Source organism: Acinetobacter sp. X9 (genome assembly GCF_054889255.1).
In genome coordinates, this window is sequence record NZ_CM142679.1 from 2,141,395 (window position 1) to 2,156,785 (window position 15,391).

Annotated in this window: 16 protein-coding genes; 14 read left to right on the forward strand and 2 right to left on the reverse strand. The window is 39.5% G+C overall.

Features of this window, described 5'->3' with window-relative positions:
* Positions 1–9: 9 nt before the first annotated feature.
* The 7 genes from ACYU0V_RS10210 to ychF all read left to right on the forward strand — a co-directional run bounded on the left by ACYU0V_RS10210 (position 10) and on the right by ychF (position 7,244).
* Entirely contained in the window at positions 10–1,233 is a 1,224-nt protein-coding gene (locus tag ACYU0V_RS10210) for an SfnB family sulfur acquisition oxidoreductase (protein WP_064784047.1), read from the forward strand.
* On the forward strand, positions 1,233–2,645 hold the full coding sequence (locus tag ACYU0V_RS10215) for an LLM class flavin-dependent oxidoreductase (protein ID WP_461847296.1): 1,413 nt from the start codon (positions 1,233–1,235) through the stop codon (positions 2,643–2,645). Before ACYU0V_RS10210 ends, ACYU0V_RS10215 begins: the two co-directional genes overlap by 1 nt.
* Positions 2,646–2,659: 14 nt before the next feature.
* Positions 2,660–3,490 (forward strand): MetQ/NlpA family ABC transporter substrate-binding protein, encoded by an 831-nt coding sequence (locus tag ACYU0V_RS10220; protein WP_039760684.1) that lies wholly within the window; start codon positions 2,660–2,662, stop codon positions 3,488–3,490.
* Positions 3,491–3,503: 13 nt separating this feature from the next.
* Positions 3,504–4,337 carry a MetQ/NlpA family ABC transporter substrate-binding protein gene (locus tag ACYU0V_RS10225; protein ID WP_461847298.1) on the forward strand — a complete coding sequence of 278 codons (834 nt, stop codon included), beginning with the start codon at positions 3,504–3,506 and terminating at the stop codon, positions 4,335–4,337.
* Positions 4,338–4,342: 5 nt separating this feature from the next.
* The gene (locus ACYU0V_RS10230; protein ID WP_080759643.1) at positions 4,343–5,419 is read left to right on the forward strand and encodes a methionine ABC transporter ATP-binding protein; all 1,077 of its coding nucleotides are present in this window, start codon (positions 4,343–4,345) and stop codon (positions 5,417–5,419) included.
* Positions 5,400–6,059 carry a methionine ABC transporter permease gene (locus ACYU0V_RS10235; RefSeq protein ID WP_005069679.1) on the forward strand — a complete coding sequence of 220 codons (660 nt, stop codon included), beginning with the start codon at positions 5,400–5,402 and terminating at the stop codon, positions 6,057–6,059. Before ACYU0V_RS10230 ends, ACYU0V_RS10235 begins: the two co-directional genes overlap by 20 nt.
* 93 nt (positions 6,060–6,152) lie before the next feature.
* Positions 6,153–7,244 (forward strand): redox-regulated ATPase YchF, encoded by a 1,092-nt coding sequence (ychF, locus tag ACYU0V_RS10240; RefSeq protein ID WP_002050104.1) that lies wholly within the window; start codon positions 6,153–6,155, stop codon positions 7,242–7,244.
* A 44-nt stretch (positions 7,245–7,288) separates the two neighbouring features.
* Here the strand turns inward: ychF and ACYU0V_RS10245 are convergent, their stop codons facing one another.
* The gene (locus ACYU0V_RS10245) at positions 7,289–7,810 is read right to left on the reverse strand and encodes an Mpo1 family 2-hydroxy fatty acid dioxygenase (RefSeq protein ID WP_461847300.1); all 522 of its coding nucleotides are present in this window, start codon (positions 7,808–7,810) and stop codon (positions 7,289–7,291) included.
* 92 nt (positions 7,811–7,902) lie between these two features.
* Between ACYU0V_RS10245 and ACYU0V_RS10250 the strand changes: the two genes are divergently transcribed.
* Positions 7,903–8,610 carry a Crp/Fnr family transcriptional regulator gene (locus ACYU0V_RS10250; protein ID WP_461847302.1) on the forward strand — a complete coding sequence of 236 codons (708 nt, stop codon included), beginning with the start codon at positions 7,903–7,905 and terminating at the stop codon, positions 8,608–8,610.
* A gap of 171 nt (positions 8,611–8,781) precedes the next feature.
* Entirely contained in the window at positions 8,782–9,117 is a 336-nt protein-coding gene (locus tag ACYU0V_RS10255) for a hypothetical protein (protein ID WP_069140348.1), read from the forward strand.
* A 75-nt stretch (positions 9,118–9,192) separates the two neighbouring features.
* Here the strand turns inward: ACYU0V_RS10255 and ACYU0V_RS10260 are convergent, their stop codons facing one another.
* Complete coding sequence (locus tag ACYU0V_RS10260) at positions 9,193–9,663, reverse strand: hypothetical protein (RefSeq protein WP_461847307.1); 471 nt, start codon at positions 9,661–9,663, stop codon at positions 9,193–9,195.
* 121 nt (positions 9,664–9,784) lie between these two features.
* Between ACYU0V_RS10260 and ACYU0V_RS10265 the strand changes: the two genes are divergently transcribed.
* The 5 genes from ACYU0V_RS10265 to glnD all read left to right on the forward strand — a co-directional run bounded on the left by ACYU0V_RS10265 (position 9,785) and on the right by glnD (position 15,382).
* The gene (locus ACYU0V_RS10265) at positions 9,785–10,507 is read left to right on the forward strand and encodes an AzlC family ABC transporter permease (RefSeq protein ID WP_016802817.1); all 723 of its coding nucleotides are present in this window, start codon (positions 9,785–9,787) and stop codon (positions 10,505–10,507) included.
* A 1-nt stretch (position 10,508) separates the two neighbouring features.
* Positions 10,509–10,850 carry an L-valine transporter subunit YgaH gene (gene ygaH, locus ACYU0V_RS10270; protein ID WP_001047275.1) on the forward strand — a complete coding sequence of 114 codons (342 nt, stop codon included), beginning with the start codon at positions 10,509–10,511 and terminating at the stop codon, positions 10,848–10,850.
* Positions 10,851–10,981: 131 nt separating this feature from the next.
* Positions 10,982–11,371 (forward strand): tautomerase family protein, encoded by a 390-nt coding sequence (locus tag ACYU0V_RS10275; RefSeq protein WP_461847309.1) that lies wholly within the window; start codon positions 10,982–10,984, stop codon positions 11,369–11,371.
* Positions 11,372–11,473: 102 nt separating this feature from the next.
* Complete coding sequence (purT, locus tag ACYU0V_RS10280; protein ID WP_461847311.1) at positions 11,474–12,691, forward strand: formate-dependent phosphoribosylglycinamide formyltransferase; 1,218 nt, start codon at positions 11,474–11,476, stop codon at positions 12,689–12,691.
* 27 nt (positions 12,692–12,718) lie between these two features.
* Positions 12,719–15,382, forward strand: coding sequence for a [protein-PII] uridylyltransferase (gene glnD, locus ACYU0V_RS10285; protein ID WP_000608324.1), 2,664 nt, complete (start codon positions 12,719–12,721; stop codon positions 15,380–15,382).
* Positions 15,383–15,391 lie beyond the last annotated feature (9 nt).

Below are 15,391 nucleotides of genomic sequence, written 5' to 3' on the forward strand. Positions count from 1 at the left end.
GAAATTGTCATGACTTCATATCAATCGGTTCAAACAAAACAAACCTCGGCATCTGGCCAAGCACACATTATTCAAAATGATGCTGAAGCTTTAGAAATTGCAAAACAATTTGCTGAGCAATTTAAAAAAACCGCAGTTGAGCGAGACACTAAGCGAATTTTACCGTATACCGAAATTGATGCATTGAGCCAATCTGGTCTTTGGGCAATTACAGTGCCAAAGCAATATGGCGGTGCCGAAGTTTCAAGTCATACTGTTGCTAAAGTGATTGCTCTTTTAAGTGGTGCAGATGGCTCAATCGGACAAATTCCACAAAACCATTTTTACGCTTTAGAAGTATTGCGCAATACAGGCACAGAAGCTCAAAAACAACGTTTATATGGCGAAGTATTAAGTGGCACTCGCTTCGGTAATGCTCTTGCTGAGTTTAAAACTAAAACTTCAACCCATAAACAAACCAATATCCGTCCGCATGAAAATGGGTATTTGATTCAGGGTGAAAAGTTTTACTGCACAGGAAGTTTATTTGCTCACCGTATTCCAACCTTAGTTTTAGATGATGCAGGCCGAGAGTATTTAGCCTTTGTAAAAAGTGGTTCACAAGGATTGAAACTTGTTGATGACTGGTCTGGCTTTGGGCAAAAAACCACAGGCAGCGGCACGGTCAAGTTTGATCAGGTTTTTGTCGATGCAGATGATGTTATTCCTTTTGATACTGCATTTTTACAGCCAACCTTAGTGGGTCCTTTTGCGCAAATTATGCATGCATCGATTGAGGTAGGCATTGCACGTGCGGCCTTTGAAGAAAGCTTGCAAAGAGTGCATCAAGCCCGCCCATGGATTGACTCAAATGTAGAAATAGCCAACCAAGATCCATTAACGATTTATGAGCTAGGACGCATTGCTGTAGATGTACGAGCAAGTGAAGTGTTATTAAAACAAGCTGCGCAATCAATTGATGCCGCAAAAATTGAAACCACACCTGAAAGCATTGCTAAAGCATCCATCGATGTTGCCAAAGTACGTGCTCATAGTACAGATATCGCACTCAAAGCATCGTCTAAGCTGATTGAACTTGCTGGTAGCCGTGGTAGTCAGTCTCAAGATGGCCTAGACCGTTTCTGGCGTAATGCGCGTGTACATACGTTGCATGATGCCGCACGATGGAAATATTACTTTATTGGGAACTACGTTCTTAACGGTGTGCTTCCACCTCGCCGGGGGACATTGTAATGGCAGATTTCAAAGCGAAAGAAATTTTACTCAATGCCTTTGACATGAACTGTGTTGGTCATATCAATCATGGCTTATGGACACATCCACGTGATGAATCACATCGTTTTAACGAACTCAGTTATTGGACAGAACAAGCCAAGACCTTAGAAAGTGGTTTATTTGATGGTTTATTTATTGCGGACATTACAGGTGTGTATGACGTCTATCAAAACGGTATTGATCTGACTTTAAAAGAGTCCATTCAGCTTCCGAGCCATGACCCGTCTACACTCATTTCAGCAATGGCGGCAGTCACTCAAAACTTAAGTTTTGGGGTCACTGTGAACTTAAGCTATGAACATCCATATCAATTTGCACGCCGCTTTGCGAGTCTCGACCATTTAACTCAAGGTCGTATTGGCTGGAATATCGTGACAGGTTATCTAGATAGTGCGGAACGCTTAATTGGTCAAAAAGGTTTAAAAGACCACGATGCTCGCTATGAACAAGCTGAAGAATTTTTAGAGCTTTGCTATAAATATTGGGAAGGTTCATGGGAAAACGACGCCGTTAAAAAAGATAAAGTACAGCGTGTTTTTACAGACCCGTCTAAAGTTCACACCATTCACCACCACGGAAAATATTACCAAAGTGAAGGTGTGTTTCAGGTATCTCCTTCTGTTCAACGCACCCCAACACTGTTTCAAGCAGGTGCTTCACCAAAAGGCATGCACTTTGCGACTCGTCATGCTGAGTGCGTATTTATTGGCGGCGACAAACCCGACAAAATACGCGAACAAGTGAAAAAGATTCGTGCTCTTGCCGAACAGCAAGGCCGTTCAGCAGATGACATTAAAGTCTTTGTCGGTATAACTGTTGTTGTTGCAGAAACACATGATCTCGCTGTACAGAAACTGAATGAATATCGTCAATATGCAAGTCCTGAAGCAGGCTTAGCGCATTACGCGAGTTCAACTGGTATCGACTTAAGTAAATTTGCCGACGATGAAGCGATTCCTTACCAAAAAAGTAACAGTATTGTTTCGATTACCGAAAAGTTTAAAGAGCAACAAATCACGAAAAATGACTTAAAAGCTCAGCATGTTTTAGGTGGTCGTTATCCCCTCATTGTGGGCAGTGGCGAAGAAGTTGCTGAATATTTAATTCATCTTTTAGATGAGACTGATATTGATGGCTTTAATTTGACACGTACTGTTGCACCTGAGTCTCACCACGACTTTATTCGCTTGGTTATTCCTGAGCTACAACAGCGTGGTCGCTATAAAACTGCATATAAAACGGGTTCACTGCGGAACAAAATTTTTAATCGGGGTGATCAATTACCAAAACAACACCCTGTTCAAGCGTTCCGATGTAGTCCCTATAACAACAGCAAAAACCTAACAACAATTGAAGAAATAACCGCTTAAATTTGGAGATAGACATGGCTCAAACAGCCTCAAAAAAATGGCTAGGCGTAGGCTTAGTCGTTGTAGTCCTTATTGTTGCTTTATTCTTTTGGAATAAACATCGCCAAAGTGGCTCAAATGAACTTGTGATTGGTATTAGCCCACCATTTGCAAAAACTTTACAAGCTGCTGCCGATGAAGCAAAGAAACAGGGTTTAAATGTAAAACTGGTCGAATTTTCTGACTGGAATACACCAAACATTACTTTAAATCACGGGGATATTGATGCGAACTTTTTCCAGCACCAACCTTTCTTAGACAATGCAATTAAAGAAACAGGCTTTAAATTAAAGGCATTTGCAGTGGGTGCAGCATCACATGTGGGACTTTATTCAAAGAAATATAAAAGCCTTGATGAATTGCCGCAAAACGCACGTGTAGTCATTCCAAATGATCCAGTGAACCAAGGTCGTGCCCTGCTACTCTTACAGCAAGCTAAATTAATTACGCTTAAAGATTCAAATAATCATTTATCTGCACTTAAAGATGTAGTTTCAAACCCTAAAAATTTGCAATTCGTAGAGGTTGAAGGACCACAAACTGCTCGTGCAATTGATGATGTTGACTTGGCTTTTGGCTATCCGCATTACCTACGCTTAGCAAAAACAGCTGACCCTGAAAGTGCACTTTTACTTGATGACAACACCAATAAACGTTATGCAATTTTGTTTGTAGTGCGTGATGACTACCAAGATAAGGGCGACAAATTAAAGAAATTTGTTGAGATCTATCAAAATTCGCCAAAAGTTAAAGCTGTGTTAGATGCTGAGATTGGGCCAACACTTTGGTTCCCTGGCTGGAAGTAATAACGGAAAGATTATGGCGATTCAGTTCAAACAGCATAAACCTTGGTTACTCGGAATTACGATTTTAATCGTAGTTCTGGGCCTCGTAGGTTACCGTTATATTAAAAATAAACAAGCCGATGATGTTTTAACGATCGGGATTAGCCCGCCTTATGCTGAGCTATTACAAAGCGTTGCCAATGAAGTAGAAAAGCAAGGTGTTCATGTCAAACTCGTTGAATTTTCTGATTGGCGAGCACCCAATGTTGCCGTACAAAACGGTGATATTGATGCAAACTTTTTCCAGCAAAGCGTATTTCTACGTAATGCTGTTAAAGAAACGGGTTATGACTTACACGCATTTGGTGTGGGTTCAGGAAGTCATGTGGGTTTATATTCAAAAAAATATAAATCACTTGAAGAATTACCTTCAGAAGCACGTGTAGCTATTCCAAACGATCCGGTCAATTTAGCCCGTGCTTTAATTTTATTGCACCGTGCAGGTTTAATTCAGCTTAAAGACATTAATAATGAGCTTGCGACCACTCAAGACATTATTGCTAATCCGAAACAGCTGAGCTTTGTTGAAGTTGAAGGTCCTCAAACCGCACATGCATATAACGATGTCGATTTAATTTTCGGCTTCCCCCACTACTTAAAAATGGCAAAAGTAACCGACCCACTTAGCGCATTATTTTTAGATCCAATCGATAAAAAATATGCAATTTTGTTTGTGACCCGTCGCGATTACCAAGACAAAAACCAAAAACTTGCAACCTTTGTTAAAGCATTCCAGAACTCAAAACAAGCACAAGACATTCTGGATAAAGACTTTGGTAAAGGTATGTGGTTTCAAGGCTGGAAATAAGGAGAATGATGATGGTGAGTTTTGGATCGCAAGTTGATTTTTCTCTGCCCCATATCAAAATTCGTGGTTTAAATAAGTTTTACCAATCGCAGGGTCAAAAACTGCATGCGTTAAAGGAAATTAACCTTGATGTTCCTCAAGGTAAGATTTTAGGCATTATTGGTAAAAGTGGTGCGGGAAAATCTTCCCTACTCCGCACTTTAAATGGCTTAGAACAAGTTAATACAGGCAGTATTCATATTCATCAACAAAACATTGCTGAATTGAGTCATGCCGAGCTTATTCAAACTCGCCAACGAATTGGAATGATTTTTCAACATTTCAATTTAATGTCTGCAAAAACAGTCTGGGAAAATGTGGCATTGCCTTTAAAAGTTTCCAATTACAACAAAGCAGATATCGACCAACGTGTAAATGAAGTTTTGGCACTCGTAGGTCTTGCAGATAAGTCTGGCTACTACCCATCGCAACTTTCAGGCGGACAAAAGCAACGTGTCGGTATTGCACGTGCACTTGTTCACCACCCAGAAATTTTACTTTGTGATGAAGCCACCTCGGCACTTGACCCTGAAAGTACCGCGACTATTTTGGCTTTACTTAAAAAGATTAATCAGGAACTGGGTCTAACGATTGTACTCATCACTCATGAAATGCAGGTCATTCGAGAAATTTGTGATCAAGTGGTGGTGATTGATCAAGGTGAGATAGTAGAGGCTGGACAAGTCTGGTCTGTATTTTCACGACCAGAACAACAAATTACTCAAGAATTGTTAAACCTTGAGCAAATTACCCTGCCTTTTAAAATCAGTCCTCTACCCGATGAAGATTCGACTCATATTATTGTAAAACTGAAATATGAGGCTGAAGCACATCAGGTTCCGGATATTCAAGAACTACTAGCTAGATTTAAAGCACCTGTCAATTTATATCAAAGTCAGGTCGATACCATTCAAGGGCATATTATTGGTTCACTTTTAGTCGGTATTCCTAACGTAGAAATTGATATTTCATCTATACGACAAGATGCATTAACTGCAATTGCACAATTTGAGGTACTTGGCTATGCACGACCAGCTCATTGATTTATTAATTACTGGAACTGTAGATACCTTACTCATGGTAGGTGCATCTGCGTTTATTGCTTTTTTAATTGGCTTACCGATTGCTGTTGTTTTAGTCAGCACTTCTGAGCACGGCATTCACCCGTCACAAAAGATTAATCAAGCTTTAGGTTGGGTCATCAACATTACTCGCTCTGTACCCTTTCTTATTTTAATGGTTGCGCTTATTCCACTTACTCGCTGGATCGTAGGCACAAGTTATGGGGTTTGGGCGGCGGTTGTTCCGCTGACTATTGCTGCAATTCCCTTCTTTGCTCGTATTGCGGAAGTCAGCTTACGCGAAGTCGACCAAGGCTTAATTGAAGCTGCACAGGCCATGGGTTGTAACCGTAAACAAATTATCTGGCATGTACTTTTACCAGAGGCTTTGCCAGGTATTGTGGCGGGTTTTACCGTGACTATTGTGACTATGATTAACTCTTCTGCGATTGCTGGTGCTATTGGTGCAGGTGGCCTAGGGGACATTGCTTATCGTTATGGCTATCAACGTTTTGATATGCAAATTATGTTGGCTGTAATTTTAGTGCTCATTGTTTTAGTCATGTTAGTACAAGCGACTGGCGATGCATTAGCCCAGCAACTTGATAAACGTAAAGTTTAAACGCGATACAACCCCGCTCTAGCCATGACTTTGTCATGGCTTTCATGTAAAATCAGCGACAATTTTTAATTTACACATTTGTGAGTGGTTTTCATGGGTTTTAATTGCGGTATTGTTGGTCTGCCAAACGTAGGGAAATCTACCCTTTTCAATGCATTAACGAAAGCAGCGATTGCAGCGGAAAACTTCCCTTTCTGTACCATTGAACCAAACACAGGTATTGTTCCTGTACCAGATCCACGTTTAGACAAACTTGCTGCGATTGTTAAACCACAGCGTATTTTGCCAACTACAATGGAATTTGTGGACATTGCAGGTCTTGTTGCTGGTGCATCAAAAGGTGAAGGCTTAGGTAACCAATTCCTTGCTAACATCCGTGAAACTGATGCAATCGCTCATGTTGTACGTTGTTTCGAAGACGAAAACGTGATTCACGTAAATGGTAAAATTGATCCATTAGACGACATCGCAACTATTAATACTGAACTTGCGCTTGCCGATCTTGAAACTGTTGCTAAAGCAATTTTACGTTTAACTAAAGTTGCTAAAGGTGGTGACAAAGAAGCTGTAGCAACTAAAGCAGTTTTAGAAAAAATCCAACCATTACTTGACGAAGGTAAACCAGCGCGTGCAGCTGATTTATCTGATGACGAACGCAAATTAGTGCGTGGCTTTGGTTTAATGACTTTAAAACCAACTATGTATATTGCAAACGTTGCAGAAGATGGTTTTGAAAACAACCCGCACTTAGAAGCAGTTAAAAAACTTGCGGCTGAAGAAAATGCAATTGTTGTTCCTCTTTGCAATCAAATCGAAGCTGAAATTTCATTATTAGAAGATGAAGATCGTGCTGAGTTTTTAGAAGCAATGGGCATGGAAGAACCAGGTTTAAATGTGGTTATTCGTGCAGGTTATGCGCTTTTAGGTTTACAGACTTATTTCACTGCTGGTGTACAAGAAGTTCGTGCATGGACAGTAAAAGTTGGCGCAACCGCTCCTCAAGCCGCTGGTGTGATTCATACCGACTTCGAAAAAGGCTTCATCCGTGCTGAAGTTGTTGCATATGATGACTTCGTACAATACAACGGTGAAAACGGCGCTAAAGAAGCTGGTAAATGGCGTTTAGAAGGTAAAACTTACGTTGTTCAAGACGGCGATGTAATGCACTTCCGTTTTAACGTTTAAGTTAAAGCTAAAAAAGCCCCAATATGTTGGGGCTTTTTTTATATTTAATGACTTAAATCCATCGTCTCTCGTTTACTACGCGCCTCTTGTAAAATACGTTCATGCAGTGACTTTCTAAAACCTAGTATAAATATAAATTCAGCCAATACAAATAATGGTCCTATCGCAAGTCCTATCACATCATCAACAAAAGCCGGTTTTTTCTTTTCAAAATAATGTCCCACAAACTGAAAGGCCCAACCGACAACAAAGAATCCAATACTTGCTGCTAACCATTCTCCTAAAGACAATTGAGCAATTTGGCTCGCCAGTGGATACACAGCAGCTAAAAGAACGAGCATGAGTAAGCCAAATACTTTATCTAAAATAAAATAATAGATCGTACTAGCTGCAATCAGGACTATGGCTAAAGTCAGTTTAAAACTACCAATATCGACTCCAGCTCTTGCGGTTAAACATAAAATTGAAAACACGATCAGCGGAATACCAATAAAATGCGTCAATATATTTTTATGATTTAAATGATAAGCCGCATATTTGCTAAGCTCTTGCTCCAGATTTGACATGAGTTATTCCCTATTCGCTTACATATAGTCATACTGTACATATAAGGAAAACGTAAAGTTGTCAGCTATTTGACAAAGTAATGAATTTTTTCATGGATGACCGAATATTGGACCTAATTTATATTAATCGACTAAAAGAAAACACATGGTTTAGTCTGCTTCCAAAAGCATTCCAAAACTTTATTCTAGAGCACGGCAAGCAAATAACATTTGAAAAAAATAGTTATGTGTTCCGTGCCCAAGATCTATTTGATGGCATTTATACTGTGCTTGAAGGCTCAATTAGTTTGGGTTATGTCGATGTAAATGGTAACGAAGCTCTTTCTGCAATTGCTGAGCCAATTATGTGGTTTGGTGAAATATCCCTGATTGACCATGAACCGCGCTCACACGATGCGATCGCATTGAAAAAAAGTACCGTTCTGCATATTCCTGCAAAACCATTAAATGATCTACTCAAGGAAAATCCATATTATTGGTACTATTTTGCACGTTTAACGAGCCAAAAACTCAGGTATGTTTTCTTAGAACAGATTGCTATCCAAACACGTAGTATTTCTCAAAGGCTTGCTCAACGTCTTCTATTCATTTTAGAAGGATATGGGAATCATATTCTTATTCAAGATCGTCAAATTCATATTTCTCAAGAACAGTTGGCAAATATGCTGACCACATCTAGACAGACGATCAATCATGAACTGAGCCTGCTCGAAAAACAGAAAATCATTAAAATTGCTTTTAGAAAAATTGAGATTCTAGATATTGAGAAATTGAAAGTAGTTGCTAAAGCACAATCCTAATTTTTTAAAAGCGGCTAAATAATAAAAACTTAAAATTAAATTAAAAAATTAGATAACACTGCAAATCAAAACATTGTTCAAACTCTATTTCCACAAAATAAATGTGTTAAAGCAGATATTTTCACCCTACACTCAAGCTGAGCAATAATACTCAACAAGGCGCTGATTAACATGAAAAAATTATCAACAATTCTGACAGCAGGCGTATTGGCTATGTTAAGTGTTTCGGCATTTGCATGTCCAAAAGGGACTCAACTACAAGGCGGTACAGGACCAAATCACAAAGGTGGAAAATGTGTAGCGGTACATGGAAAAGCTACCGCTCAAAAAGCCAAGAAAGAGGTAACTAAAACTAAACAGGATGTTAAAAAAGACTTAAGCACTCAAAAACATGATGCAATGACCAGCGCGACTCATGCTCAACATGAATCACAGCAAATGACTCATCAAATGAAACAAGATACTGTGAAAACTGCAAACACTGCTAAAGCTGCCACAAAACCGTAATTCACATTCACTCATTATCGTTTAAAAGCAAAAAAAGCGAGATTGATCATCTCGCTTTTTTTAGATTCATTAGTTTTATTTTGGCGACGTATTTCCAAGATTTGGCATATCGATCGCATCCTTACATTGCGCTTTATCTCGCTCATAGTCCGCTTGTTTTTGGGCAACTGAACTATTGTTTTCTAGTGTTTCGCGTGCCCATATATCTAAACTTGTCAGGGCCTTACGGCAGAGTGCATATTTCCCTTCTGTAACTGAATCCGTCATTTTTACATTAATGCGCCAATCTGTACTCAATTGACGTAAAGGTTTACGAACTTTGTCATCAATTTGGCTGAGTTGTTTTTCATAAACTAAATGCTCAACCGTGTTAATTAATGTCCATGCTTTTTGAGCATAAACAGTTGCATCATTGGTTAGTTTCGGTGCTGGCTTAATTTCTACTTTTTTTTCTGCACCTTGATTACCATTATCACAGCCCTGCAATGTAAAAATACCTGCACTCATCATGGCGATATAAACTAAACGAATCTTTGCCTTGAACATATCAAACTGCCGATTAAACATTTCGGCACTATGCTATTAAATTCGGCTACAATACTCAATCTTTCAAGTATTTTTATCATTTGGTTTATTGCCAAGGTGTATTGTGTCCGAACAACAATTGATGCCTGCCCAAACAGCAACTTTTTGGCAAGGCGCCAAAGATAGCCAAGCTATCGTACTCACCTATTTACCCGTTTCTTTTGCCTTTGGCGTTTCTGCATCCCAGTTTGGTTTTACACCATGGGAAGCTTTTTTTCTATCTTGTTCAATGTATGCTGGCGCTAGCCAATTCTTGGTTGTCGCTCTTTTGGCTAGCGGTTCATCCATCTGGCTAACAGCATTAACAGTTATTGCACTAGATATTCGACATGTCCTTTATGGACCTGCTCTATACAACCTGATTCCAAACAAATTAAATCTTAAGAAAACGGCAGTATGGGCTTGGGGCTTAACCGATGAAGTTTTTGCCAGTGGAATGATCCAACTTTCACAGCGCAGACAACAATGGTCCGAGTCTTGGATGCTTGGCTTAAGCCTATTTAGTTGGATGGCTTGGGCAACTGGCTCTTTGTTAGGTGGATTATTTGCCGATCAAGTTGCCCATTTACCAAAGTTTTTACAAGCAGCTTTAGACTTCTTATTACCTGCTTTATTTTTAAGTTTTTTATTAGCGGCCTTTGAGCGAAAGCATAGCCTTGTTGTTGCTGTATCATTATTGGTTTCAGCCTTGGCTTGTTATTGGATTAACTTATCAGCTGCTATTTTTATTGGTATTTTTTCAGGCATTTTAGCTGGTCTATTTAAACATTATGTGCTGAAACAACATGATGAGGTTGAGGCTTAATATGAACCTAGAAATTATTTTGGTCGGCATTATTGTAGGCATAGCCAATTTTGCTTCACGCTTTGGACCTTTTTTCGTAATACAAAAACTACAGGGCAACCAACAAAGACGCGGCTCAATCTGGATCAAAATTGCTTTGGGAAGTATTGGAATATCTGCGATTAGTGCCATGCTTGTAGTTGCTACTCTTCCACCTCTCCTTGAAACTCCCAATAAGAGTTTCGCAATGCTTATCGGTTTTTTAGTTTTAGCAGGTCTTTATTTTAAATTTAAGAAAATCGTACCAGCAACTTTAACTGCCGCAATTGTTTATGGTCTGATCTATACTTATTTACCTTTATAAATAGATAAACTTATCTTCCTTATATAAAATAAAATCTGGCCAGAGGCGTTTAAGATTGAAACTTCTGGCTTGGAAAATTTAATTTTTGAATTGATTAAAAAGATAACCTTAGCTACTTAATAGAGATAAAAATGTCACAAGTTAAAATTTATGCAAATGAACAAACCATTATGCAGTACCGAGAATTACTTTCTCATGCAATCCATCAGGCGCTTATTGAAGAATTGAAATATCCTGTTGAGAAAAGATTTCAACGTTTTATTAGCCTTAAACCAGAAAATTTCATTTACCCTTCTGACAGAAGCCAGCATTACATTATTATTGAACTTTCAATGTTTGCAGGCCGCAGTGCATCCACTAAAAAGCAGCTTATCCAAACCTTATTTCGTAATATTCAAGAACAATGTAGAATTTCTCCACAAGACATTGAAATTACTATTTTTGAAACACCTAAAGAAAATTGGGGCATCCGTGGTAAAAATGCGGATGAATTGCTTTTAAACTATCAGGTTAATATCTAAAAACCACTTTTTTAATTGTCCGACAAAATTACTTTTTTTATGCATGATAAGGCTTAACTCCACCATAAGTTCTGCTATGCTTAAAAAAATAATTTTGTCAGGATGATTCGCATGAGCGTGACACTCGGTACCCCACTTCAATCTTCTGCATTTAAAGTTTTATTGTTAGGTTCAGGAGAGCTTGGCAAAGAAGTTGTAATTTCCTTACAACGCCTTGGTGTAGAAGTACATGCAGCCGACCGTTATGATCACGCACCAGCAATGCAAGTTGCACATTTTTCTTATGTATTAAACATGGCAGATCCTGCCCAATTAAAACAACTCATCGAGAAAATTAAACCAAATTTAATTGTTCCAGAAATTGAAGCAATTGCGACAGAAGTTTTACTTGAAATTGAAGCGAGCAAAGTAGCAACTGTCATCCCTTCTGCTAAAGCTGTAAACCTCACAATGAACCGTGAAGGCATCCGCCGTCTTGCGGCTGAAGAACTTGGCCTACCTACTTCTGCATATCGCTTTGCTGATACGCTCGAAAGCTTCCGCGCCGCTTGCGATGACATTGGTTATCCAAACTTTGTAAAACCAGTCATGTCATCTTCAGGTAAAGGTCAGTCTCGTGTAAAAAGTTTCGATGAAGTCGATGCTGCATGGGAATATGCATTGCAAGGTGGCCGTGTTAACCAAGGCACGGTTATTATTGAATCTCAAATTGATTTTGATTTTGAAATTACATTACTTACCGTTCGCGCTAAAAACCCTGAAACTGGTGAAATCGAAACTCATTACTGTGACCCAATTGGTCACCGCCAAGATGCCGGGGATTATGTAGAAAGCTGGCAACCTCAACCAATGACGGCGGCGGCACTTGAAGAAGCAAAACGTATTGCAAATAAAGTGACAACTGCACTTGGTGGCTGTGGTATTTTTGGTGTAGAACTGTTTATTAAAGGCGACAAGGTTTGGTTTAGTGAAGTCTCACCTCGCCCACACGATACAGGACTCGTAACTTTAGCATCTCAGTTTCAAAGTGAATTTGAACTGCATGCACGTGCAATTGTAGGTTTACCTGTAAACACAGCACGCCACAGTGTTGCAGCAAGTGCGGTAATTTATGCTGGAGTTGATGCCAGCAATTTAAGTTATAGCAATCTCAATGTAGCTTTAACACACCCAGACACCGATTTACGCCTGTTTGGCAAACCAGAAGGTTTCAAACGTCGTCGTATGGGGGTAGCAACCGCTCGTGCTGAAAATACTGATCTTGCTCGTACTTTAGCGAAAGAAACCGCTGATCAAGTAAGCGTTCAAACAAACTCTTAATTTTTACTTATTGGTAGACCCATTTTCATGATCAATATATCGCCATTGTTGAACTATGTCTCAAGTCATCATGATATTAAAGCCATTAATCAGTGGCGAACGGATGTAGAAAAACAGTTGCAAGATTCATATGAAAATGGGCAATCTATTCGTGAAATCATTAAAGCCCGTTCAGATTTAGTAGATGAAGCACTGATCTTTTTATGGAAACATGCTGAACTCGATCAGACAGAACTGGGCCTTTTTGCTGTAGGCGGTTATGGGCGCCGTGAAATGTTGCCCTATTCCGATGTCGATATCATGATCCTATCGGAGCATGAAATTAACGAAGAAAACGAAAAACGTATCTCTACATTTATTTCTTCTTTATGGGACGTTGGAAACTTTAAACCCGGCATTAGTGTTCGCACGATTCAAAGCTGTGTTGAACAGGCTGCTACCGATTTAACCGTTGCAACAACTTTAATTGAAGCGCGGTTAATTACTGGCAATAGTCAGCTTGCGAAATGGCCTCGCCGTATTGTTTCGCAGACATGGACTGACAAAACATTCTATGACGCAAAAATGGCCGAACAAGCCAAGCGTTACCATCAACACAACAATACTGAAAGTAATTTAGAACCCGACATTAAAAATGCACCGGGTGGTATACGTGACATTAACCAAATTGGCTGGATAGCCAAACGTCACTTTCGCGTAAATCGTATTTATGACTTAGTGCATTTAGGTTTCATTTCAGAGTTTGAATTGGCAGTTTTAGAAGAAGCTGAAAGTTTTCTTTGGGAAATTCGACATCATTTACACCGTTTAGCTAAACGTGATGAAAACCGTTTACTCTTTGACCACCAAAGGGAAATTGCCGCTAAATTTGGTTATGTTCGTCAAGAAGGCCAACCTGTAAATTATGGTGTTGAGCAGTTCATGAAACGCTACTACCGTACGGCGCAGCAAGTTTCAACACTCAATGAAATGTTGCTTGCGTATTTTAGCGAGTCAGTGATTACTCCTCGACTGCCCAACTATGAACGCAAAATTGAAGTTGTTAACGATCACTTTAAAATTGTCGATAATAAACTTGCCGTACAACATCATAAAATATTCGCAGAGCATCCAAGCGCGATTTTAGAGTTGTTCTATATTCTAGCCAATCGACCAGATATTGAAGGAATCCGCGCTCGGACTTTACGCTTACTTATTCTTGCTGCAAAACGAATCAACCAAAGTTATCGCGATAATCCAGAGCATCAAGCACTGTTTATGTCGATTATTCGTTCACCATATCGTTTATACGATACCTTGGTTGCGATGAAACGTTATGGGGTTTTAGGAAACTATATACCTGCTTTTGGCCAAATTATGGGCCTTATGCAATATGACCTATTCCATATCTATACGGTCGATGCTCACACATTATTATTGCTGCGTAATTTAAATCGTTTTAGAGAACCTGAATTTGCCAAAGAATTCCCTGTAGTAAGTTCAGTTTTCCAACGTCTTGCTCGTCAAGATATTGTCTTTATTGCTGCTTTATTCCATGACATTGCAAAAGGTCGCGGTGGTGACCATAGCGAACTTGGCGCAGAAGACGCGATTGAGTTTGGCCGTGCACATGGCTTTACAGAGCGTGAATGTAAATTAATTGCATGGCTTATTCAAAACCATTTGCTCATGTCTTTGACCGCTCAGAAAAAAGATATTTCTGATCCTGATGTTGTTAAAGATTTCGCTGAAAAACTGGGCGATATGGAGCATCTTGATTATCTATATACCTTAACGGTTGCCGATATTAACGCGACAAATCCAAAACTATGGAACACATGGCGCGCTTCTCTCATGCGTCAGCTTTATACGCATGCTCGTGATGTAATCCGTACAGGTTTAGGCCGTCCTGTTGACTACCAAATGCTGATTGAAGACACCAAGTTTGCAGCAAGTGAATTGCTGGTAAATAACTTCGCATTGGCAGATGTCGAAAAAGTATGGCAAGAACTAGGTGATGAATACTTCATTAAAGAATCAGCGGATGAAATTGCGTGGCATACACAAGCAATTTTAAAACACGGTGATAATCCAGAACCATTAGTCCTCTTGCGTGCTCACCGTAAAGCAGCTCAAGATGCGGTGCAAATCTTTATTTATACTCGCGATCAACCTAACCTATTTGCCACCACTGTTGCCGTTTTAGACCGAATGAACTTAGACGTTCAGGATGCAAAAATTATCACGGCAAGTACAGCATTTAGCTTAGACACTTATGTTGTACTTGATCGTTTCGGGACATTGCTTACCGACCCAGAACGTGAAGAAACCGTTAAAAATGCATTAGTGAAAGCCCTTAGCCAACCAGACCAATATCCGGGACTCATGCAACGTCGTATTCCACGTCAATTACGTCATTTCGATATTGAAAATACAGTCGACGTAACATTAAATGAAGCCTTACAGCAAAATATGGTCGAAATTTCAACACTCGATCACCCCGGTCTACTTGCACGCGTGGGTGGTTTATTTATGATGCAAGGTTTAGACATCCATTCAGCCCGAATCGCAACTTTAGGTGAACGTGCCGAAGATATTTTCTTTGTCACCAAAAAAGATGGAAAACCGCTGAATAACGAAGAGGTCAAACTCTTCTCGGAAAAACTGAAAGCTGCATTAGATGAAGCATCTAATCAAATTTGTCAGCACTGAAACTCAACT

Bases quoted from the DNA above. Each gene is read 5' to 3' on its own strand.
- ychF (WP_002050104.1), top strand. From the start codon at position 6,153: ATGGGTTTTAATTGCGGTATTGTTGGTCTGCCAAACGTAGGGAAATCT.
- ACYU0V_RS10235 (WP_005069679.1), top strand. From the start codon at position 5,400: ATGCACGACCAGCTCATTGATTTATTAATTACTGGAACTGTAGATACC.
- ACYU0V_RS10250 (WP_461847302.1), top strand. From the start codon at position 7,903: ATGGATGACCGAATATTGGACCTAATTTATATTAATCGACTAAAAGAA.
- ACYU0V_RS10220 (WP_039760684.1), top strand. From the start codon at position 2,660: ATGGCTCAAACAGCCTCAAAAAAATGGCTAGGCGTAGGCTTAGTCGTT.
- ACYU0V_RS10215 (WP_461847296.1), top strand. From the start codon at position 1,233: ATGGCAGATTTCAAAGCGAAAGAAATTTTACTCAATGCCTTTGACATG.
- purT (WP_461847311.1), top strand. From the start codon at position 11,474: ATGATTCGCATGAGCGTGACACTCGGTACCCCACTTCAATCTTCTGCA.
- ACYU0V_RS10260 (WP_461847307.1), bottom strand. From the start codon at position 9,663: ATGTTCAAGGCAAAGATTCGTTTAGTTTATATCGCCATGATGAGTGCA.
- glnD (WP_000608324.1), top strand. From the start codon at position 12,719: ATGATCAATATATCGCCATTGTTGAACTATGTCTCAAGTCATCATGAT.
- ACYU0V_RS10265 (WP_016802817.1), top strand. From the start codon at position 9,785: ATGCCTGCCCAAACAGCAACTTTTTGGCAAGGCGCCAAAGATAGCCAA.
- ACYU0V_RS10230 (WP_080759643.1), top strand. From the start codon at position 4,343: ATGATGATGGTGAGTTTTGGATCGCAAGTTGATTTTTCTCTGCCCCAT.
- ACYU0V_RS10245 (WP_461847300.1), bottom strand. From the start codon at position 7,810: ATGTCAAATCTGGAGCAAGAGCTTAGCAAATATGCGGCTTATCATTTA.
- ygaH (WP_001047275.1), top strand. From the start codon at position 10,509: ATGAACCTAGAAATTATTTTGGTCGGCATTATTGTAGGCATAGCCAAT.
- ACYU0V_RS10210 (WP_064784047.1), top strand. From the start codon at position 10: ATGACTTCATATCAATCGGTTCAAACAAAACAAACCTCGGCATCTGGC.
- ACYU0V_RS10225 (WP_461847298.1), top strand. From the start codon at position 3,504: ATGGCGATTCAGTTCAAACAGCATAAACCTTGGTTACTCGGAATTACG.
- ACYU0V_RS10275 (WP_461847309.1), top strand. From the start codon at position 10,982: ATGTCACAAGTTAAAATTTATGCAAATGAACAAACCATTATGCAGTAC.
- ACYU0V_RS10255 (WP_069140348.1), top strand. From the start codon at position 8,782: ATGAAAAAATTATCAACAATTCTGACAGCAGGCGTATTGGCTATGTTA.